At 33.2% G+C, this 22,721-nt stretch carries 14 protein-coding genes; 8 read left to right on the top strand and 6 right to left on the bottom strand.

What is annotated here, in order from left to right; translation table 11 throughout:
- Positions 1-78: 78 nt before the first annotated feature.
- Positions 79-1,173, bottom strand: a complete 1,095-nt coding sequence (locus K1X16_RS06605) for a glycosyltransferase family 2 protein (RefSeq protein ID WP_225035496.1) — start codon at positions 1,171-1,173, stop codon at positions 79-81.
- Positions 1,174-1,791, bottom strand: a complete 618-nt coding sequence (gene recR, locus K1X16_RS06600; protein WP_225035495.1) for a recombination mediator RecR — start codon at positions 1,789-1,791, stop codon at positions 1,174-1,176.
- Between the two features lie 169 nt (positions 1,792-1,960).
- Between recR and K1X16_RS06595 the strand changes: the two genes are divergently transcribed.
- Positions 1,961-3,406 carry a sodium:solute symporter gene (locus tag K1X16_RS06595; protein ID WP_225035494.1) on the top strand — a complete coding sequence of 482 codons (1,446 nt, stop codon included), beginning with the start codon at positions 1,961-1,963 and terminating at the stop codon, positions 3,404-3,406.
- Positions 3,407-3,410: 4 nt separating this feature from the next.
- On the opposite strand, the gene K1X16_RS06590 is transcribed toward K1X16_RS06595, so the two are convergent.
- A complete protein-coding gene (locus tag K1X16_RS06590) occupies positions 3,411-3,773 on the bottom strand; it encodes a CoA-binding protein (protein ID WP_195872380.1) in 363 nt (120 codons plus the stop codon).
- A gap of 105 nt (positions 3,774-3,878) precedes the next feature.
- Between K1X16_RS06590 and K1X16_RS06585 the strand changes: the two genes are divergently transcribed.
- Positions 3,879-6,323, top strand: coding sequence for an outer membrane beta-barrel family protein (locus K1X16_RS06585; protein WP_225035493.1), 2,445 nt, complete (start codon positions 3,879-3,881; stop codon positions 6,321-6,323).
- Between the two features lie 724 nt (positions 6,324-7,047).
- Here K1X16_RS06585 and K1X16_RS06580 read toward each other — a convergent pair.
- Together K1X16_RS06580 and K1X16_RS06575 are read right to left on the bottom strand one after the other, a co-directional pair.
- Positions 7,048-8,346, bottom strand: a complete 1,299-nt coding sequence (locus K1X16_RS06580; protein ID WP_225035492.1) for a metal-dependent hydrolase family protein — start codon at positions 8,344-8,346, stop codon at positions 7,048-7,050.
- Positions 8,347-8,384: 38 nt separating this feature from the next.
- The gene (locus tag K1X16_RS06575; protein WP_225035491.1) at positions 8,385-9,395 is read right to left on the bottom strand and encodes a 3-oxoacyl-ACP synthase III family protein; all 1,011 of its coding nucleotides are present in this window, start codon (positions 9,393-9,395) and stop codon (positions 8,385-8,387) included.
- Between the two features lie 190 nt (positions 9,396-9,585).
- Between K1X16_RS06575 and K1X16_RS06570 the strand changes: the two genes are divergently transcribed.
- Positions 9,586-12,030 (top strand): alpha/beta hydrolase family protein, encoded by a 2,445-nt coding sequence (locus tag K1X16_RS06570; RefSeq protein ID WP_225035490.1) that lies wholly within the window; start codon positions 9,586-9,588, stop codon positions 12,028-12,030.
- A gap of 108 nt (positions 12,031-12,138) precedes the next feature.
- Here K1X16_RS06570 and K1X16_RS06565 read toward each other — a convergent pair whose 3' ends face one another.
- Entirely contained in the window at positions 12,139-14,568 is a 2,430-nt protein-coding gene (locus K1X16_RS06565) for a T9SS type A sorting domain-containing protein (protein ID WP_225035489.1), read from the bottom strand.
- A gap of 133 nt (positions 14,569-14,701) precedes the next feature.
- On the opposite strand from K1X16_RS06565, the gene htpG reads away from it, so the two are divergent.
- The 5 genes from htpG (at position 14,702) to K1X16_RS06540 (ending at position 22,634) form a co-directional block, all read left to right on the top strand.
- Positions 14,702-16,615 carry a molecular chaperone HtpG gene (htpG, locus tag K1X16_RS06560; RefSeq protein WP_225035488.1) on the top strand — a complete coding sequence of 638 codons (1,914 nt, stop codon included), beginning with the start codon at positions 14,702-14,704 and terminating at the stop codon, positions 16,613-16,615.
- Positions 16,616-16,826: 211 nt separating this feature from the next.
- Positions 16,827-17,411, top strand: a complete 585-nt coding sequence (locus tag K1X16_RS06555) for a Crp/Fnr family transcriptional regulator (protein ID WP_195872373.1) — start codon at positions 16,827-16,829, stop codon at positions 17,409-17,411.
- A gap of 220 nt (positions 17,412-17,631) precedes the next feature.
- Positions 17,632-18,177: a hypothetical protein gene (locus K1X16_RS06550; RefSeq protein WP_225035487.1), complete on the top strand. Its 546-nt coding sequence runs from the start codon at positions 17,632-17,634 to the stop codon at positions 18,175-18,177.
- A gap of 163 nt (positions 18,178-18,340) precedes the next feature.
- Positions 18,341-21,793, top strand: coding sequence for a pyruvate carboxylase (locus tag K1X16_RS06545; protein WP_225035486.1), 3,453 nt, complete (start codon positions 18,341-18,343; stop codon positions 21,791-21,793).
- A 58-nt stretch (positions 21,794-21,851) separates the two neighbouring features.
- On the top strand, positions 21,852-22,634 hold the full coding sequence (locus K1X16_RS06540) for a class I SAM-dependent methyltransferase (protein ID WP_225035485.1): 783 nt from the start codon (positions 21,852-21,854) through the stop codon (positions 22,632-22,634).
- The last annotated feature ends 87 nt before the right edge of the window (positions 22,635-22,721 follow it).

Here is a 22,721-nt window from a genome sequence, read left to right as displayed (position 1 = left end):
TAGGTCGTTATTTGCTAATCGCATGCAAAATTACTAAAAAAATCGCTGTTTTACTGATTTTTATTCAATAAATACATACTAAAAATGAAGCACTTCGCCTCTATTGGTAGCACTATCACTTCCGATGATAAATTTACTGTTTTTTAAAAGAAATCTAAAGACAATATTTTCTTGCTTCGATTTTTGTTTCATATCTGCCATTACAATCGACGCTTTTAGCAGTTCAAAATCGTACACAATCATACTATTAGATTCAACATTATCTTGTATTGTAGCTTCACTTTGCAAAGGTTTTGGCAATTGTTCCACTGTATCAAAATCGTTTGAATACAAATAACACTTATTCAAGGTTACATCTTCTTCTTCAGGATTCTTTCGCATAAACTGTGCTATTTTAATTCCTATCCAAACTACAGCATTAAATATTAGATTCTGTTTAAAATGTTTTTTATAAAATATCTGCATGGCTCCATAAAAGCGCTTCGCGTATTTAGAATCTTTTAAAGTGCTTTCACCCTTATAATGAATCACTGTGGTGTTTCCAAAATAGAAGTTATCATAACCTGCTTTTACAATTTTATAAGACAAATCAATATCTTCTCCATACATAAAATAGTCTTCATCGAAGCCGCCAACAGCTTCGTAAACTTCTTTTTTTAGCCACATAAAAGCACCAACCAAAACATCTACTTTTCCGGTGTCTTCAGAACTGAGATGATTGGCATAATAATCATTTGTGCTACCAAGTACTTTTTTTAGAGATACTTTTGGTGTTGGAATGTTGCGTTTGCTTTCTGGCAAAAATTTGCCTTTTCCATCGATAAGCTGACAACCTACAATACCCAAATTGTCTTTAGAATCTGTAAATTTAATTAGTTTGGTAAATGTATCTTCGGCCACTACCGTATCTGGATTTAGGATACACAAATAGTCTCCTTTAGCTTTAGCCACACCAATATTATTTCCTTTTGAAAAGCCTAAATTCTCTTTGTTTTCTATCAATTTTACAGCAGGAAATAATTGCTTTACCATATCGCAACTATCATCTGGCGAATTATTATCTATGACAATAATTTCTGCATCAATATTAGCAATGGCAGCTTCAACGCTTTTTAGACATAACTCTAAAAAGTAACGCACATTATAATTGAGTATGATGACGGATAATTTCATCTAAGATTTTAAAGAGGCCTCAAAAGGTACACGATCTAAAATACTACGGCCTAAGGTAATTTCGTCTGTATATTCTAATTCGTTACCAGCTGCAACTCCTCTTGCAATGGTAGATGTTGCAACGTTATAATCTTGTATTTGCCTGAAGATATAAAAATTTGTTGTATCACCTTCCATTGTCGGACTCATAGCAAAAATTAACTCTTTTACGTCGCCTGATTTTACTTTTTCGATTAATGAAGAAATATTCAAATCTTGAGGACCAATACCATCCATTGGAGATATTTTTCCACCTAAAACATGATATAAGCCTTTAAAAGAACTGGTGTTTTCTACAGCCATAACGTCTCTGATATCTTCAACGACACAGATTAATTCACTGTTACGATTTGGGTTTGAACATATTTCACACAAAACAGTATCACTTATATTATGGCACGATTTACAAAAATTAATATCGCGTCGCACCTTAGACAAAGCGTCTGCTAATTGAAACGTTTGATTTTCTGGTTGTCGCAACATATGTAACACCAATCGCAATGCTGTACGCTTACCAATACCTGGTAATTGCGACATCTCATTGACTGCGTTCTCTAATAGTTTTGATGAAAATTCCATGTGTGCGAAGGTAAAGATTTTTAAAGATAAAAAGATAGATGTTTTTAAAGTCTATTTAACGTTTAACTTCAAAGGATTTAAATAAGTTTTTCATAATTATTTTGACTTTAAGCCTCTCCTTTTTTTCAAATACACTATTTTTCGATAATATTTCTAAAACAAAAATATCATGTCGCCAACAGCAATATTATTATTAATTGTATGTTACTTCGGATTGCTTATTCTAATTTCCTATTTCACTGGAAAAGAAGATTCTAATGCTGCTTTTTTTAAAGCGAATAAATCGGCGCCTTGGTATTTAGTGGCTTTTGGAATGATTGGCGCGTCGCTATCTGGCGTTACTTTTATATCGGTTCCCGGCGCTATTGAAGCTAAACAGTTTGGATATTTACAAGTGGTTTTTGGATACTTTTTTGGGTATTTGATTATCGCCTATGTATTATTACCACTGTATTATAGATTAAACCTAACCTCAATTTACACGTATTTGCGTGATCGCTTTGGAATTATTAGTTATAAAACTGGTTCTGTCGCTTTTCTTATTTCTAGAACTGTTGGTGCAGCATTTAGATTGTTTTTAGTTGCTAAAGTATTACAACTTTTAGTCTTTGACCTCTTTGATATTCCATTTGCCATAACCGTAATAATTACCATTGCCTTAATTTGGCTATATACCTTTAAAGGAGGTATTAAAACCATCATTTTTACGGATACGCTTCAGACTTTATTTATGTTGATTTCTGTGGTTGTAACCATTGTGTTTTTAGCATCAGCTTTAGATTTAAATAGCATTGGAGATGTTATAACCTACACAAAGGAAAGCAACCTAAGTAAAGTTTTCTTTTTTGATGATGGGAATGATTCTCAGTATTTCTGGAAAAGCTTTTTATCTGGAATTTTCATCACTATTACCATGACTGGTTTAGACCAAGACATGATGCAAAAAAACCTAACCTGTCGCAATTTAAAAGACGCTCAGAAGAACATGGTAACGTTTAGTATTGTTTTAATTTTTGTAAACATACTGTTCTTAGTTCTTGGATTAATGCTAACACAATATGCTGCTGCAAATGGCATTACAGCGACTAAAGATGATTTATTCCCAACCATTGCCATGCTTCCTGAAATTGGCATTATTACCTCAGCATTCTTTTTACTAGGTCTTATTGCTGCCGCTTATTCTAGTGCAGATTCTGCTTTAACGTCTTTAACCACATCGTTCTGTTTCGATATTATGGATATTGAAAACAAACCAGAAATTAAAAGAAAAAGCTTAAGAAAACGTGTACATATAGGATTTAGTGTGGTACTCGTTTTGGTTATCTTATTGTTCGATATCATATTTACAGATGTCTCTGTAATTTGGGAACTCTTTAAAGCTGCAGGTTATACGTATGGTCCATTATTAGGGTTGTTTGCCTTTGGCTTAATGACAAAGTTTCAAATTAAAGATAAATTGGTATGGATAATTGCCATTGCTGCTCCATTGGTATCCTATACTTTAAATTTATATTCTAAAGAATTATTTAACGGTCACGAAATAGGATTCGAAATACTAATTTACAATGGCCTCTTAATGTTTTTAGGTTTGCTTTTTATAAAGAAGAAAGCTTAGTATTTCAATATTGACCTGTGCTTAATAACACCAAAGTGCAAGCCACTTCATAATCAATATTTTGCTGTGCTAAAACATTATAAAATTCTGGATTTTCCGTACCAGGATTAAAAATAATACGCTTAGGATTTAAACCAATGATATAATCATAATACGGTTTTTGACGTTGCGGATTAAGATACAATGTTACAGTGTCTATTCCTTTATACGGCATTAATTCTGTGTCTATAGTGACATCTTCAACTTTTCCTGTTTTTAAACCAATAGCTTTCACTTGGTGATTGTAACTACGTAATCGTTTTATAGCAATGTTAGAATAACGTTCAGGTTTTAACGATGCTCCGATAACTAATGTTGTTTTATTCATAATGTTAAAATAGTGTTAAGTAAAATATTAACAGTAACATACTATAAATATAGTCGTCTACTGTATAACAAACTGTTAAATCAATCAAAAACAAACCAATTAAAAATGAAACAATTCTTATTACTACTTCTTATGGTCTCATCAACCATAATAAGTGCGCAACCCAACTCCAATTCTGATATTAAAAACGGTTCTGTCTCAGGACGTGTTATTGATGCTCAGTTAAACGAGCCATTACCTTACGTAAATATCGTCATTAAAGATATGGCGAATAAAATAATTACAGGAGGTATTACGAATGATGACGGCACCTTTGAAATTCAAAATATTCCTGAAGGAAAAATTATTGTCTCTATCCAATTCGTCGGTTTTAAAACGGTAGATAAAAACGTCACTATTGGCAAAGGCAACTACAATCCAAACCTTGGAGATATAAATCTCGAAGAAGAATCTACAGGCTTAGATGAAGTAACTGTTGTTGCAGATGTTTCTACCATTCAGCAACGCGTCGATAGAAAAGTAATTACCATTGGTAAAGATTTACAAACGGCTGGAGCAACCGCAAGCGAGATTATGAATAACTTACCGTCGGTGAGTGTAGATCAACAATCTGGATCTATTAGTTTACGTGGCAACCAGAATGTTCGTGTAATGGTAGATGGTAAAATATCTAATATTCCGGCAGAGCAATTGCTAAAACAAATTCCTTCAACCTCTATAAAAAGTATTGAGTTAATTACCAATCCTTCAGCGAAATATAATCCTGAAGGCATGAGTGGCATCATAAATATTGTACTTCATAAAAACACGCAATTAGGCTTTAATGGAAACATTAATGTTGGATTAGCGTATGATATTGAACCTAAATTCAATAGTTCTATCGATGCCAATTATAGAAACGGAAAGCTTAATTTTTACGGTTCTTACGGCAATAACATTCGGAAAAATGCAAATGATGGTGGCTTCACTAGAGTTGACCAACAAATTCAACAAAATTTCGACATTTTAAATAATAACAAATCGCACTTATTTAAAGTTGGTTTAGACTATTACTTAGATGATAAGAACACCATATCCGTTTTCACCAATCTTAACACGTTTACCGGTAAGCCTATTGTAAATTCTGAAATCTTATATCTAGACAATCCAAGCCTAAATGAGTCGCAATTTATGACAGGAGAATCAGAGAATGATTCTCAACAGTACAATTTTAATTACAAACACGATTTTAATGAAGAAGGTCATAATATAGAACTCGAAGTTGACTATAATACGTATGAAGGGATTAGTGACTCCAACAATATTTTTTACAGTTCTCAACGTCCAAATTTTATTGAAGATACTGATACAGATAGAAATAGTACGACTATCAACTTAGATTATGTAAATCCGTTAACCGAAACCACCAAATTAGAATTAGGTTTAGAAGCCCGTTTATTTGATACTAGCATATTTTATGAATCAGATAGTCGCGAACAAAATGAATTTGGTGATTATATTCCAACGACCACACAGTTTGATTACGCGAGAGATATTTATTCTGCGTATGCAACGTATGGCAATAAAATAGAAAAATGGAGTTACCAAGTTGGTGTTAGAGCCGAAACAGTAAAGGTGAATTCTGATGCCTTTAAGCAAGATTTGGAATCAAATGAAGACTTAAATATTCCGTTTGAAAATGATTATTTTCAATTATATCCTTCTGCCTTTTTAACCTATACTCCTTCGGAAAAAAACTCGTATCAATTTAGTTATAGCAGACGAATAGATCGCCCTGGAATTGGACAAGTCAACCCATTACCAGAATGGAGTACTCCTTTAATTTCTCAGTTTGGAAACCAAGAATTACGACCTCAATTCACTAATTCTATTGAAACTAATTATACCAGACAATTTGAAAAGGGAAGCGTGACAGCTGGTGTATTTTATAGACTAATTGAAGACGAAATACAACAAGCTATTCTCATAGATCGTACAGACATTAATCGTTTAATTATGACGAATATGAATTTTGACAACAGCACCTCTTATGGTGTGGAAGTCTCTTCAAATTACCGTCCAACAAAATGGTGGAGTGTTAATGCGAGTTTCGATTTGTTTTCACAAACTCAAAAAAGTCTCGCAGAATCATTTGACAGCAATCAAGACATTGTTTTAAATACTGTTGAAGTCGATAACGTTGCATGGAGTGCACGAGCTTTCAACAACTTTAAAGTCAGTAAGAGTTTAAGTTTTTCTGCCTTTGGAATGTATAGAGCAAAAAGTAAGAACATTCAATTTGAAATGAATGATATGCTTATGGTCAACTTAGGTATGCGTTACAGTTTTATGGAAAACAGAGCGAGCTTTAGCTTAAGTTATAATGATATATTCAATACGATGTACGCACAGTTTGAAAGCGAAAGACCTTATGCACAATTCGGACGTTTTAACTGGGAAAGTCAACAAATATCAGCAAATTTATCGTATCGTTTTGGAGGTGGAAAATATAGAGCTAAGTCTCGTAAGCAACGTGATAATGATGTAAAAGAAGGTGGAGGGATGTTTTAAGTTTAGATTATAGACCGCTTCGCTTTAAGATCCAAGAAACAAGACCGAATAATAATTAGTCTATAAATCTTAAAACGATTTATAAACTAACAACATCCAACATAACTTGCTGATAGCTATAAAAATAACAAACCGTAATGTCAAGAAAACCCGAAACTTACGTTTCGGATTTTCTGTTAAATACACGTTAAATATAACATCTCATGAAATAAAATAGAACTTCTTACGTCTATAGGTATAATAAGTTTTAAGTAATATTTATTGTAAATTAATTTTTACATTAGTGTTAGTTAAGTTGGTTAATAGCTGAAAAGCCCAAACGATTAATTGTTTGGGCTTTTTTATTTTCTATTATTTACAGTACGTTCAATTGATAATTATAAACTATTTATGAGACTCTCGCCTAACAAATTTATCATTAATAAAAACAAGTATGTGCGACATCCCTAATGGATCACGACTACCTTTTATGTTTTCAATATAGTACCTGTCCTCATTTCTTATTTTTTCAGGGTCATCCCAGTCTATTTGTATATATTTAGGCTGATTTTTTATAACAGTGTCAATATTGGTTTGGGGTTCTAGGCTATCCATCCAGTATATAGCATCATTGTAATAATTTTTACAACTAGTTATAAAAAGAGTACAACATAAGACCAATACTACCTGGTAATATAAACTAGCTTGTTTCATTTGGTTAATTAAAAGTAGGCAGTTGTAAGATTTAATCCAGGTTATTCAAATAGACCTGTCCATCTTTCATTACAAATTCAACGTGTTCAACTGTATTAATGAAATCAGTTTCTATAGCCCCTTTAACTGCAATAATATCTGCTTTTGCATTCGGTTTAATAACACCAATATCGTTCGCCATATTTAAATTAAGGGCTGAGATGTACGTAGCGGATTGTAAAATATCTAAAGGAGACATACCAGCTTCAAAATATGCACGAAACATATCTCGCGACGATTCACCTCGAGTTCCACCAATAGCTGTATAGTTATCAGAACCTGCTACTATAGTCACTCCTTTTTGTATTGCTCTAGTAAGTCTGCTCTTCATCATTTGCATATAATTATCAACCCAATCTAAATCCTCTTCCTCATAACCAGTAAGCTTACCGTAGATGTTCATATAGGTTCTACTATTTTCGGTGGGCACCAAAAAGACCTTTTTTTCAGCCATTAAAGTTAAAGTTGAATCGGCTAATCTAAAACCATGTTCAATACCATTGACACCTGCTTGTACAGCATTCCACGCCGATTGATTAGTAATAGAATGTGCTACCACACTAAGATCATAAGAATTTGCTGTTTCTACAATAGCTTTCATTTCAGCTATGGACAGATGTGTATTATTCGGAATGTTATCCGCACAAATTTTAATGAGGTCTACCTTCTGATTCTTATGTTCCCTAACCGCAATTTTAGCATCTTCTACTCCATTGATAATTCGGTATTCTAAATCGATGAGATCTTGATGTTTTGGCGATACTCCATAAATTTGTCCGCCAGTTGCAGCCAAAATAGGTCCTGAAGCGAAAATGCGAGGGCCTTCAATAGTGCCTTCGTTTATTGCATCTCGCAAGGCAACATCTAAGAACAACCCTGAATTACCAAGATCCTTTACACTCGTAATACCAACATCTAAATATGATTTTGCTCTTTTTGCGCCTCGTAGTGTTCTTAAGGCATCACTTTCCATAGTTAGAGAATGAATACTATGTTCGGAAAAATCTTCCGTGGCATCTTGAGAAAAAAGCACATGTGTATGCGCATCAATTAGTCCTGGAAGAACTGTATACTCCGTTAAATCTATAATATCAGCATTTTCTGGTATAGAATTAAAAGCTCCAACCGATTGTATGGTATAGCCTTTAACATGAATGACTCTATTCTTTATTAATACATTTTGTTCGCTGTCGTATAAGAGTCCAGCTTTAATGTAGATATCATTTTGTTGCGCGAATGCACTTGATTGCGAACAAATGAATACGAGTAATAAAACGAATAGTTTGTACATGCTAAATATATAAGATCTCTTTTTTCAAAGGGATTTGTTTACCATTTCATAATCACACTTCCCCAAGTAAACCCACTACCAAAAGCAGCCAATACAACCGTATCTCCCTCTTTTATTTTTCCTTCTTCCCAAGCTTCAGTTAATGCAATTGGAATAGAAGCTGCAGTTGTATTTCCGTATTTCTGAATATTATTAAATACTTGGTCATTACTCAACTTAAACTTCTTTTGTATAAACTGTGCAATACGTAAATTTGCCTGGTGTGGAATTAACATGTCAATATCATCGACAGCTAATTTGTTTTTCATAAGGCCTTCCATAATTACTTCACTAAAACGAACCACCGCATTTTTAAATACAAACTGACCATTCATATGTGGAAAATAACTTTCGTCATTAGGGTCATTATCGGCCAAAATATCATCAACCCAACGCTTTCCCATTCCCGGAGCTACCAACACCAATTCTTCAGCGTGTTCTCCTTGCGAATGTAAATGTGTGGATAAAATACCTTTACTATTATCTTCTTCTCTAGTTAAAACTGCAGCTCCTGCACCATCACCAAATATTACAGATACTCCACGACCTCTCGTCGTTTTATCTAAACCAAAAGAATGTAATTCACTTCCGATGACTAAGATATTTTTATACATCCCTGTTTTAATAAAGTTATCAGCAACAGACATCGCATAGACAAATCCAGAACATTGGTTACGAACATCAAGTGCACCAACCGTCTTTATATCTAAAGCATGTTGAACTTGAACTCCCGGACCAGGAAAATACATATCTGGACTTAAGGTGGCGAAAATGATAAAATCGATATCATCTTTATCTAATCCAGAACGTTCAATGGCAACTTTAGCGGCTTTTACGCCCATCGTTGCCGTTGTATCACCACTACCCTTTTCTACCCAACGACGTTCTTTTATGCCTGTACGTTCTTGTATCCACTCGTCATTAGTATCCATAATTTTGGATAAATCATCGTTGGTTACAACATTATCTGGCACGTATTTGCCTAAGCCTATTATTTTTGAATTGTACATCTAAAGTTTATTTTTTTACTATAATCTTAGTTACCTAATTAGAGTTTTAAATATACACAAATTTATGATTTTTAAACTGTAACTCAATCTATCCATATAAACTTCTAATTTTAACATCTTTATCACATTTTCAAATCTATTTTTTAATTAACTTGAGACCTACGAATTTTTTAATCAATCTAATCAAAACATGAAAACTTTAATCCAACTTTTCGTATGTCTATTTCTTACCAATAGCTATGCACAACAAAATTTAACTTACCAAGTACCACCTGATGAAATATTAGAATTAGCAGATGTAGATTTAGCTCCTGGAGTACAAATTGATAGTAAAGGGGAGAACATGATATTACTTTACCGAAATCAGTACAAATCCATCGCTGAGTTATCAGAAACAGAATTACGATTAGCTGGTCTTCGTATAAACCCTGTCACCAACATTGGAAGTAGAACAAGATACTACACCAACCTTAAAGTAAAAAAAACATCAGATAAAGATGCCAAACAAGTTTCAGGATTACCAGAAGACGCTAGACTATCTAGTTTTCGTTGGTCGCCAGATGAATCTATGATAGCATGTCTAAACACGACTAAAACAGGTGTTGAAGTATGGGTTTTAAACATCAAAGAAGCCAAAGCAACAAAACTTACAGGTGCTAATGTAAATGCTAATATGGGAAGTACCATAAGTTGGTTTAACGACAATGAGCATTTATTAGTAAAAATGTTACCAAGCGATAGAAAACCATTAATTGATACAGATATTGCAGTGCCAACTGGCCCAACTATTTCTGTTAGTGATGGTGCCAAAGCTCAAAATAGAACCTATCAAGATTTATTAAAAACACCAAACGATGAATTTAATTTTGAACAACTTGCCAGATCCGAAATCAAAAAAGTATCTATAAATGGAAACGTTGAAAACTTTTTAGCTGCAGATATGTATCGTGGTGTTAACTTTTCTCCTAATGGCGAATATATTATGGTGACTACCATAAAAAGACCGTTTTCATACTTAGTAACCTACTCGAGGTTTCCTAGCGAAAACACAATCTATTCTTCAACAGGAAATAAAGTAAAAACAGTTAACGAAGTTCCGTTAGATGAAGTAAGACCTAAAGGGTTTATGGCTACCAGAACAGGAAAACGAAACCTAAACTGGAGAGCGGACCAACCATCTACACTAGTTTGGGCAGAAGCACAAGATAAAGGAGACCCTGAAGTTGAAGTCGATTACAGAGATGCTGTTTACCAAGTTAAAGCACCATTTGATGGAGAACCAAAACTGATACTAAAAACAAAACAACGTTTTTCTGGTATAAGTTGGGGAAATGAAAACACAGCTATTGCTTACGATTATTGGTGGAACACTAGAAACACAAAAACTTACCTATTTAATCCTTCAACTGCAACATCTGAAATTATAACAGATCGTAGCTACCAAGACGTTTACAGCGATCCTGGAAATTTTGTAAGTTCTAAAAATGAATTTGGAGAATATAGCTTAACGATGAATGGCAACCAACTTTACCTTATGGGAGATGGTTATTCTAAAGAAGGACAATTTCCGTTTATTGATGCTTACAATATAAAAACCAACAAAACCAAGCGTTTATATCAATCTCCGTATACAGACAAGCTCGAAAATTTATATGATGCCATTGACATGAAAAAAGGTGAGATTTTGGTAAGAATTGAATCTAAAACAGAATATCCAAATTACTATGTTAGAAATATTAATAAGAAAAATGACTTAACAGCTATTACTACTTTTGAAAATCCATTTAAAAGTTTAGAATCCGTTAATAAACGCATCATAAACTATAAACGAGATGACGGTTTAGATTTAGATGGCACACTTTATTTACCTTTAAATTACGAAGAGGGAAAAAAGTACCCAATGATTTTATGGGCTTATCCTCGTGAATACAAAGACAAAGCAAGTGCCGCACAAAGCACAGCAAACCCAAACGAATTTGTGTATCCATATTGGGGCTCACCAATTTATTGGATTACTAAAGGTTATGTCGTTTTAGATGATGCAGCATTCCCTATTGTTGGAGAGGGAGAAGATGAGCCAAACGATTCGTTTAGAACACAATTAGTTGCTAATGGAAAAGCAGCAATTGATGCTGTTGACAATCTTGGTTATATTGACAGGAAGAAAGTAGCTGTAGGTGGCCATAGCTATGGCGCGTTTATGACAGCCAACTTATTATCGCACTCAGACCTTTATGCTGCAGGAATTGCAAGAAGTGGAGCTTACAACAGAACATTGACTCCTTTTGGATTTCAAAGTGAAGAACGCAGTTATTGGGATGCACCAGAAGTATATTACAACATGTCACCGTTTATGCATGCTGATAAAATGAAAACTCCTTTATTATTAATACATGGAGTTGCAGATAACAATTCAGGTACGTATCCTTTACAAAGTGAACGTTATTTTAATGCCTTAAAAGGCTTAGGTGCACCTGTAAGATTAGTAATGCTACCTAAAGAAAGTCATGGGTATAGAGCAAAAGAATCTATAATGCACATGCTTTGGGAACAAGATCAGTGGTTAGATAAACATGTGAAGAATAAGGTTGAAAACGCAGAACCAATAGAAAACCAAGAAAAAATAAAGGATTAAACAGCCTTTTTTAAAAAGGTTAAAAGAGTCATTCAGAATTTGAATGGCTCTTTTACTTTTTACAACTATCTTACTGCCACATACTTTTAATCTTCTAAGACTTCACTTTTACTCCTTTATTATTTTCTTAACGATTTTTCCTTTTTTTGAAACAATTTCAACAAAGTAAACACCTGAATTTAATTTTACTAAACTTAATTCCGTTTCAAATTTGTTCTGTATCAAAACTGTATTTTGAAGTAATCTTCCATTAATGTCATAAAACGCTATCGATTCAATTCCGTTTTTACTTTCAACAAATAAATTATCATTGACTGGATTTGGGTACAATTTAATTTTAGATTTAAAATCATTCTCATCTATAGATAAATTTTCCTCAACTGTGGTTATGGCTGTATTCGTAATAATAGGCGCATTAAAATCGAAATAAATCTCTGCTCTGTTTGAAATATAGTCACCCAATTGCAGGTTTGTCAAAGTTTTAATTTTAAAAACAACATACCCGTCGTTATTCTCATCGTCAAAAGGTAAGTTAATATTTTCAAAAACAAATTCTACTGTTTCATAACCTATTCTACGTGTATAAAAAGAATGACTTCCTTCTAGAGGAATCATAGAATCAACATCTAATTTAAAACTATTCAACTTATTTTTAACTACAACATTTACTGCACTTGCCGAACCTGTATTTTCAAAACGTATAATGTAATGAAGAAAATCTCCAACTTCCTCTAGTTCAATGGTAGCACCTTCAAGGCAAGTAATATCATTAGGGTCATAAGAATTTACAATGGCTTGATTCAATTGAAAAGAATTATCACCTTCCGTTTCATCACCTATTACTGGTGAAATTACTGCAGCAAAATTTAAAATATCATCACCAAATAAAGGAAACTCGGAATCAGTTGGTGTATTTAAATTCATTTTAAAAAAAACACTTCTACTTTCAAAAGGCAGTAAGTCTGTATAATTCCACAACAATTGACCTGTAGTTTGAGAATCTGGTGCAGGGTTAGAACTTAGCAAGTCCATTAAATCATCATTAAAAGCCATGGTGACATCACCAGACAACACAACACTTCCTACATTTTTATATGTAATTTTATAATTAGCATCAAATCCTGGACGAGCCTCAGTTAACGGTGTAACATAAACCTCTAGATCACTATAATCACCATTGGGTGCAATACAAAAATCTTGAATAACTGGACTTGTATCTGAAGGGAAATCTACAACTAAACTAGATGGACTTACCGAAAAATAACTTGACCCATTAAATTGTGGTGTTATAGTATGGTTTCCAGCCAAAACTGGCAAAAAATAACTACCATCATTACCACTAATTAACGAATGAATACTAATATCATTCGAAACTTCAAATTTTAAATTTGGATAAAAAGTATCAAGAATATCGCAACCGTCGTTTTCAAGATCTAAGGTATTATTTCCACTTATACTATAATATTCTCCACCAGGCACAAACGTACAGTATGAACTTACTGTACAATTATTCATGTTAGAACTATCTAACCTCGCTACTATTTTAGAGATTTCACTTTCATCAGCACATATGTATTCTAAATTTGGATTCGAGCTAAAAACTAACGTATTCCATGCTTCTGACCAGTGGTAATCAAAAGCATCTCCATTTTTTATATTTATAGAAGTAAGGTTGTTATGATCAACAATTAATTTAGATAAATTTGGGTTTTGACTAAAATCCAAGGTAGTTAATTGATTTGTTGAAGCCTTTAATTCAATCAATTCTGGGTTTAAAGAAAAATCTAAACTCCCTATCTGATTATTATAACAAGTTAAATACTGTAAGTTCGGATTTTCACTAATATCTAATTCTGTTAATTGATTTGTAAAACATGCCAACCGATTTAAACTAGTACAACCTAATATATTTAGCGATGAAATAGTATTATTATTACACCCTAAAGATTCTAAATTAGCTAACGAGCTCACATTGAGGTTCTCAATTAAATTAAGGCTTACGTCTAGGTATTCAAGTAATAAATTATTAGATACATCAATTTCACTTAAATCATTTGAACTTGCATCAAACCAAACTAAGTTTGGATTTTGGCTAACATCTAAACTCGTTAAACCAATTCCTGCTAGTTTTAATTCTTTTAACATTGGGTTCCCACTTAAATCTAAAGTTGAAATTAAATCTGTACCAGTAATTATAAGATTCTCAAGTTGTGACAATGCGTTTATTTCAATACTAGAAATATTATACGCTGAATTCATATAGAATGTTTTTAAATTAACAAAACTATTTAAGCCTTCTAATGAAGTAGAATAAGTTTGAGACACTTCTAATGATATAACAGCCTCAGCTTCGCTAACTTGAATTTCACCATCATCATTAGTATCTACATCTCCATCTGGAACGCCATCTCCATCAAAATCTGCAATTATATCATTAACCAACGCACTCTTAAAATTGGCATCAGGAATATCTACAATTTGAGCCTGACTAAAGGCAAAATAAAAAAGCATAAAGAGTAATACGTAGATTTTTTTCATAGTTATGTAGTTTGGCTTGTTTAGACAAACTTAAACTTTTTTTTAAGAATGTCACTTTGTCACATTCTAAATCTTGGTATTTTATTTGACTATAGCTAAACATTCAAATTAATAATACAAAAACTTATATATCATGACAAAAGGAAGTATTAATGTATCGGTAGAGAATATCTTTCCGTTAATTAAAAAGTTCTTATACTCTGATCACGAAATCTTTTTACGTGAGCTAATCAGTAATGCAACAGATGCGACACTTAAATTTAAGCACTTAGCCAATATTGGGGAGTCTAAATCTGAATACGGTAATCCACAAATTGAAGTAAAGATTGATAAAGAAGGTAAAAAACTTCACATCATTGATCAAGGTTTAGGGATGACAGCCGAAGAAGTTGAAAAATACATTAACCAAGTCGCTTTTTCTGGTGCTGAAGAATTCTTAGATAAGTATAAAGATACTGCAAAAGACTCGGGAATTATTGGACACTTTGGTCTTGGATTCTATTCTGCTTTTATGGTTGCAGAAAAAGTTGAAATTATCACTAAATCTCATACTGGTGCTGATGCTGCACATTGGACCTGTGATGGGTCTCCTGAATTTACTTTAGAGCCTTCTGACAAATCAGATAGAGGAACGGAAATCATCCTTCATATTGCAGAAGATTCAACTGAATTTTTAGAAGAAGGTAGAATTACAGAATTACTTAATAAGTATAATAAGTTTATGCCTATTCCAATTAAATTTGGAACTAAGGAAGTGAACGATCCAGATTTTACACCTGAAACAACTACAGATGCTGAAGGTAAAGAAACGACTGAGCCTCATAAACAAATTACGGTAGATAATATCATTAATAACCCTAATCCGGCTTGGACAAAACAACCAACGGAATTAGAAGATGAGGATTATAAAGGCTTCTACAGAGAATTGTATCCAATGCAGTTTGAAGAGCCGCTTTTCCATATTCATTTAAATGTTGATTATCCGTTTAACTTAACAGGAATCTTGTATTTCCCTAAGATGACGAATGACATGAACATTCAAAAGGATAAAATACAATTATTCCAAAATCAAGTCTTTGTTACAGATAATGTAGAAGGCATTGTACCTGAGTTTTTAACCATGCTTCGTGGTGTTATTGATTCTCCAGATATTCCATTAAACGTATCGCGTTCGTATTTACAAGCTGATGGAGCGGTGAAGAAAATTTCATCTTACATCACACGTAAAGTTGCTGATAAGTTGAAATCATTATTCAACTCTAACAGAGAAGATTTTGAAAAGAAATGGGACGATATTAAAATCGTAATTGAATACGGAATGCTGTCTGAAGAAAAATTCTTCGAAAAAGCAGATGCTTTCGCTTTATACCCAACGGTTGACGGTAAGTTTTATACGTACGAAGAGCTGTTCAACAAAACAAAAGCAAATCAAACGGATAAAGATGGTAAATTAGTCATTCTTTACGCTTCTAATAAAGACGAGCAACATTCTTACATTGAATCGGCTAAAGCTAAAGGATACGAAGTCTTATTATTGGATTCTCCTATTGTACCGCATTTAATTCAGAAATTAGAAACTACAAAGGAAAATATTTCTTTTGCTCGTGTAGATGGTGATCATATTGATAACTTAATTAAGAAAGAGGAAAATGCAATTTCTAAATTAACGGAAGACCAACAAACAGAATTAGACACGATTTTAAAAGAAATTGTACCATCTGAAAAGTTTATGGTGCAGTTAGAAGCTATGGATAGTGATGCCTCTCCATTTATTATTACACAACCAGAATTTATGCGCAGAATGAAAGAGATGCAGCAGACTGGTGGTGGCGGAGGAATGTTTGGAATGGGTAATATGCCAGAAATGTATAACCTTATTGTAAACACAAACTCTAAATTGGTTGGTGAGATTTTAGAAACTAAAACCAAGAAAAAACAAGAACGTTTAATTACACAAAGTTTAGACTTAGCTCGTTTATCTCAAGGCCTTTTAAAAGGTGAAGAGTTAACGAATTTTATTAAGCGTAGCTACGAGATGATTAAATAATATTGGATATGTCATTGTGAGGACGCAGTTTAGCCTGTGCTGAGCGAAGTCGAAATATGGCAATCTCTTTACTTTAAACCACTTTGTTAATTCAAAGTGGTTTTTTTTCTTAAACTAAATTCCGAATTATAATTTGAAATCAAAAACTAAAAAAAATTACCACATGTTAAAAAACAATTTTATACCTTAACTGTTTAATTTTAGTATTTCAGTGCAATCTAATCATTCCATATTTCAAGAAATTTTTGTTGGTGTCTCATTTTCAAACGAGGAACTGAAGTATATTTCTAAAGTTTTCAAGAAAAAACATTATAAAAAAGGAACAATTATTTTTGAGCAAAACGATGTGGCTGATGAGATGCTCTACATTTACGAAGGCTGCTTAAGAACGGTTCACTTGGATGATTCGGGCAAAGAACACACTATTCAATTTGCCATAAAAGACTGGTGGATTACTGATTATATTTCTTATTTCACTAATACTAAAGCTTATATGACGCTTGAGGCTCTAGAAGACACTACGGTTTATAGCCTTACTAAAGCAGACAAAGAATTATTCTATACCGAAATCTCAAAAGTACAAAGCTTCATTATTCGTAAATTAGAGGCCGCTTATGCTGCTTTTCAAAAAAGAATTATCGTTAATTTGTCGCAATCTGCTAAGGATAGGTATCTTACCTTTCTCGATACTCATAGCGAAATTGAGAAAAAATTGAAGAATTATCATATTGCATCGTATTTAGGCATCACTACCGAAAGTTTAAGCCGTATTAGAAAAGAATTATATAATTCTTAGCCTTTTTCCATTTCTTAACATACATCAATTTTTATAAGTCCTAAACCTTATAATTTTGTTGCAGTACAAAACCCTAATTAATTTGTACTACATTTTCCCTAATGGATTAATAGCTAAAGAAGCGCAAGTTGTAAAACTCGCGCTTTTTTTATGACTATATTTAGCCTTATATTACTATTAATTCTCTAAAATTTCTGAATTATTTTTTATAAAAAAACCCATGGAAGCTATTAATATATTATTCTTTATTGTAGGTACATTTTTTGGTTTCAACCAAAGTAGTCTCATAGCAGAAAAAACAACGGTCACTATTAATCCTAACGAAAAGACCATAGTCATTTTACAAGAGAATTTGGTAACCTTTATTCAAAATGAAAGTGATAGTTTAAAAGTTCAGAATGAATTATCAAAAATTACACAATCTAATTGTCCATGGAGTTCAGAACTCGAAAATTACCCTAAAAAAGAAAAGGAATTCTTTAAGTCTGAAGACAAAAATGCGCTTAATTTAAAACTAACACTTACCTACACATCAGATAAAGATTTAAAAGTATTTGGTATCGATAAAAACAAAGACGGACAGTTTTCTATGACTAACTTTCCGAAATCTCACATAGCATCTACTGATGGCATTTTAAAAGAACCTTATTGGAATTTTGATGCGAATAAGCCCTTCACTTTTACAGAAGAACCGTTAACAGATTTACCAGAAGACTACCAAAAACTACAAAGGAGCATCTTGCCATTTTGGAAGCCTACTAAGTAGAACCGCACGTACAATACATAACATTTTTTTAATAGCAGTTGGTTAATAATTTATGTAACTTTCACGAAAACGCTAATTCTTAAGTTAATTCTATAATTTGAATGGCTTCAAAACAGTAATTAACCTCAGCGTTTAACCACATATTCAACACAAAACTATTGTTATGAAAATCAAAAAAATATTAGTTGCAAACCGAAGTGAAATTGCCATCCGAATTTTACGAGCTTGTACAGAACTTAATATTAAAACGGTCGCTATTTACACGTATGAGGATCGTTACTCACAACACAGAAATAAAGCAGACGAATCGTACCAAATTGGTGAAAACGATGAACCTTTAAAACCGTATTTAGATATTGAAGAAATCGTTGCATTGGCAAAAGAAAAGGATGTAGATGCTATTCATCCTGGTTATGGTTTCTTATCCGAGAATTCAGAATTTGCAAGACGTTGTGCAGAAAATGATTTAATCTTTATAGGACCAGATCCTGAAGTTATGGATGCTTTAGGTGATAAAATTACTGCTAAGAAAATTGCTGTTAAATGTAATGTGCCTATTATTGAAAGCAACAAAAAAAACTTAAGCTCATTAAAAATCGCAATTTCTGAAGCGAATTCTATTGGCTACCCATTAATGCTTAAAGCCGCTTCAGGTGGTGGTGGACGTGGTATGCGTGTTGTTAGAAATGACAAAGACGTTGAACAACACTTTGATTCTGCAAAAAACGAAGCGCTAAATGCTTTTGGTGACGACACCATGTTTTTAGAAAAATATGTTGAAAACCCTAAACATATTGAAGTCCAAATTGTAGCTGATAGACACGGAAATATCCGACATTTATTTGAACGCGATTGCTCTGTACAACGACGCCATCAAAAAGTTGTAGAAGTCGCTCCTTCCCATAACGTTTCTCAAAACGTAAAAGATGCTTTATATAAATATGCAGTTTCCATTGCATCTGAAGTTAACTACAACAATATTGGTACAGTAGAATTTTTAGTGGACGAGCAAGACAACATCTATTTTATTGAAGTCAACCCAAGAATTCAAGTAGAACACACCGTTACCGAAATGGTAACAGGAATCGATTTGGTAAAAACTCAAATATTTATTGCAGGAGGTTATAAGTTATCAGACCAACAGATAAAAATATATGATCAAGAATCCTTAGCAACCTATGGTTTTGCCTTACAGTGTAGGTTAACAACCGAAGATCCTGAGAATAATTTCACACCAGATTACGGCAATATTACAACCTACAGAAGTGCCTCAGGAATGGGCATCCGCTTAGATGCAGGAAGTATTTATCAAGGTTATAATGTAAGTCCATTTTTCGATTCTATGCTTGTAAAAGTGTCTGCTCATAGTAGAACACTGGATGGAGCGGTTAGAAAAATGGTACGTGCTTTAAAGGAATTTAGAATTAGGGGTGTAAAAACTAACATTCATTTTCTTCAAAATGTGATTCAGCATGAAACTTTTAAAGACGGAAAAGTCACTGTAAATTTCATTCAGAATACACCGACATTATTCCAAATAAAATTACCTCAAGATCGCGCTACTAAGGCCGTAAATTTCTTAGCAGAAGTTATTGTTAATGGTAATTCAGATGTTAAAAACATTGATAAAACCAAAGTGTTCAGAACTGCTAAAGTTCCAAAATATAATCGTTCTGAAGCATTTCCAAAGGGCACAAAAGATTTATTAACCGAACTTGGCCCAGAAGCCTTTTGTCAGTGGTTAAAAGAGGATAACAAAATCCATTATACAGACACCACAATGCGAGATGCACATCAATCACTTTTAGCAACACGCATGCGAAGTTATGATATGCTTAAAGTGGCAGAAAGCTTCGCAAAAAATCATCCCAACACCTTTAGTATGGAGGTTTGGGGAGGTGCTACCTTTGATGTGTGTTATCGTTTTTTACACGAAAGTCCTTGGACACGCCTACGAGAATTACGTAAAGCAGTTCCTAATATTTTATTCCAGATGTTGTTGCGTGGTTCTAATGCCGTGGGTTATAAAGCCTATCCGGATAATTTAATTGAAAAATTTGTTGAAAAATCTTGGGAAAACGGTGTCGATATTTTTAGAATTTTCGACTCGTTAAATTGGGTTAAAGCCATGGAGCCAAGTATAAATTATGTTCGAAATAGAACCGGAGGAATTGCACAAGCTGCTATCAGTTACACAGGTGATATCCTCGACCCAAAACAGACCAAATACAACCTAAAATATTATACACAACTCGCTAAAGATTTAGAAAATGCAGGTGCACATATGGTTGCGATAAAAGATATGGCAGGCTTATTAAAACCTTATGCTGCGACAGAATTGGTTGGTGCGCTAAAAGACACCGTTAACATTCCTGTACAATTGCACACACACGATACGTCTTCGGTACAATCGGCGACGTATTTAAAAGCTATTGAAGCAGGAGTTGATGTGGTTGATGTTGCTTTAGGTGGACTTTCAGGATTAACATCTCAGCCAAATTTTAATGCGATTATAGAAATGATGAAAGGACAAAAACGCGCTCATGATTTCGATATGAATACCTTAAATCTATTTTCTAATTATTGGGAAGATACACGCGAAATGTACTACCCTTTTGAATCTGGATTAAAAGCAGGAACAGCAGAAGTGTATCAGCACGAAATTCCTGGTGGTCAATATTCAAATTTAAGACCTCAAGCAATTGCTCTAGGTTTAGGAGATCGCTTTAATGAAGTAAAGAATATGTATGCAAAAGTCAACGCCATGTTTGGTAACTTAATAAAAGTAACACCAAGTTCTAAAGTGGTTGGAGATATGGCCATTTTTATGGTCACCAATAATTTAACACCAGAAGACGTGATGGAACGTGGAGAAACCATATCGTTTCCAGAATCGGTAATTAACTTCTTTAAAGGAGATTTAGGGCAACCTGTTGGAGGGTTTCCAAAGGAACTTCAAAAAATTATATTACGAAACAAAGACGCTTACACAGATCGACCAAATTCACATTTAGAGCCTGTAGATTTCACTAAAGAATTTGCTGCCTTTAAAAAGAAATTCCAACAAGGCTTTACCAGACCTATTGAAATAGAAGACTTTTTATCGTATATGCTATATCCGAAGGTGTTTGAAAAAGCACATGAAAACTATAAAAAGTACGGCAACATTTCTCTGATCCCAACCAAAGATTTCTTTTTTGGCATGAAGCTTCAAGAGGAAACGTTTATCACTTTAGAACCTGGAAAAACCATTATTGTAAAATTACTTTCTGTTAGTATTCCAAACGATGAAGGTGTAAGAACAGTGTTCTTTAAAGTGAATGGAGAAAATCGATTTGTTGAAATTTTTGATACATCATTAAATATTTCTAAGGTCGAAAACACAAAAATAGATCCAGATGATGCCAACCAAATTGGAGCACCTTTACAAGGGTCGTTGTACAAAGTTTTAGTAAAAAAAGGTACAACCGTAAAGGAAAACGATCCGTTGTTTATAATTGAAGCTATGAAGATGGAAACAACTGTTACGGCTCACAAATCTGGAAAAATAAAATCGGTAAGTTTATCTAAAGGTAGTATGGTAAAACAAGACGATTTGATTGTTACTTTTGAGTAGACCGTGTTAAGAACAGTATTACATTTGAACTTTATAAAATTGCAATGAAATAGAATTTATGTCAACCAAATACAATACTATTGGAGTTAATTATAATCAAACGCGTAAAGGAGATCCATACTTAACGGAACAGTTATTAAAACACTTGGATCCTAATAAAAATGGAGTGTATTTAGATGTTGGTTGCGGCACAGGAAATTATTCCAATGCGCTTGAAAAAAAGGGATATCAGTGTATTGGAATAGATCCATCTATTGAAATGTTGACAATAGCCCAGTCTAAAAACCAAAATATCGCATGGAAAATAGGCAGTGCCGAAAAAACAGATTTAGCAAAAAATAGTGTTGATGGCATTATAGCGACGTTAACTGTTCATCATTGGACTAATCTTATGAGAGCATTTTCGGAATTAGCATATATACTAAAACCGAATAGTAAAATCGTGATTTTCACGTCTACTCCACTACAAATGAAAGGCTATTGGCTAAACCATTACTTTCCAAAAATGTTGGAAGCTTCAATTGCTCAAATGCCAACTTTAAAGAGTATTGAAAATGCTATGAATTTTTCAGGCATTAAAATCACAAAAACTGAAACCTATGACATTCATCCAAATTTAAAAGATCAATTCTTGTATTGCGGCAAACACAACCCTGAATTATATTTTGAAGAAAGTATTAGGCATGGTATCTCTTCATTTAGTGCATTGGCTAATCTTGAAGACGTAGAACGTGGTTTAGCAAGTTTAAGAAAAGATATTGATAGCGGAAAAATAGATAACATTATAAACACTTATAAAAATAATTTAGGAGATTATCTCTATATTATTGGTGAAAACTAAACGTAATTTTTCTAACATATTTTTAACGTTTGTCAAGACTTAATGGCAAGGCTTTTGAAATTACAGATGTAAACAACTAAAACAAAA

It is taken from the genome of Winogradskyella sp. SM1960, assembly GCF_020179375.1.
GTDB lineage: Bacteria > Bacteroidota > Bacteroidia > Flavobacteriales > Flavobacteriaceae > Winogradskyella > Winogradskyella marina.
Note: the sequence above shows the minus strand (reverse complement) of the source record. Positions and strands in the feature narration are given on the sequence as shown.

Coding starts and splice junctions, on each gene's coding strand:
- htpG (WP_225035488.1), top strand. CDS start 14,702: ATGACAAAAGGAAGTATTAATGTATCGGTAGAGAATATCTTTCCGTTA.
- K1X16_RS06605 (WP_225035496.1), bottom strand. CDS start 1,173: ATGAAATTATCCGTCATCATACTCAATTATAATGTGCGTTACTTTTTA.
- K1X16_RS06570 (WP_225035490.1), top strand. CDS start 9,586: ATGAAAACTTTAATCCAACTTTTCGTATGTCTATTTCTTACCAATAGC.
- K1X16_RS06545 (WP_225035486.1), top strand. CDS start 18,341: ATGAAAATCAAAAAAATATTAGTTGCAAACCGAAGTGAAATTGCCATC.
- K1X16_RS06595 (WP_225035494.1), top strand. CDS start 1,961: ATGTCGCCAACAGCAATATTATTATTAATTGTATGTTACTTCGGATTG.
- K1X16_RS06550 (WP_225035487.1), top strand. CDS start 17,632: ATGGAAGCTATTAATATATTATTCTTTATTGTAGGTACATTTTTTGGT.
- K1X16_RS06580 (WP_225035492.1), bottom strand. CDS start 8,346: ATGTACAAACTATTCGTTTTATTACTCGTATTCATTTGTTCGCAATCA.
- K1X16_RS06540 (WP_225035485.1), top strand. CDS start 21,852: ATGTCAACCAAATACAATACTATTGGAGTTAATTATAATCAAACGCGT.
- recR (WP_225035495.1), bottom strand. CDS start 1,791: ATGGAATTTTCATCAAAACTATTAGAGAACGCAGTCAATGAGATGTCG.
- K1X16_RS06590 (WP_195872380.1), bottom strand. CDS start 3,773: ATGAATAAAACAACATTAGTTATCGGAGCATCGTTAAAACCTGAACGT.
- K1X16_RS06585 (WP_225035493.1), top strand. CDS start 3,879: ATGAAACAATTCTTATTACTACTTCTTATGGTCTCATCAACCATAATA.
- K1X16_RS06575 (WP_225035491.1), bottom strand. CDS start 9,395: ATGTACAATTCAAAAATAATAGGCTTAGGCAAATACGTGCCAGATAAT.
- K1X16_RS06565 (WP_225035489.1), bottom strand. CDS start 14,568: ATGAAAAAAATCTACGTATTACTCTTTATGCTTTTTTATTTTGCCTTT.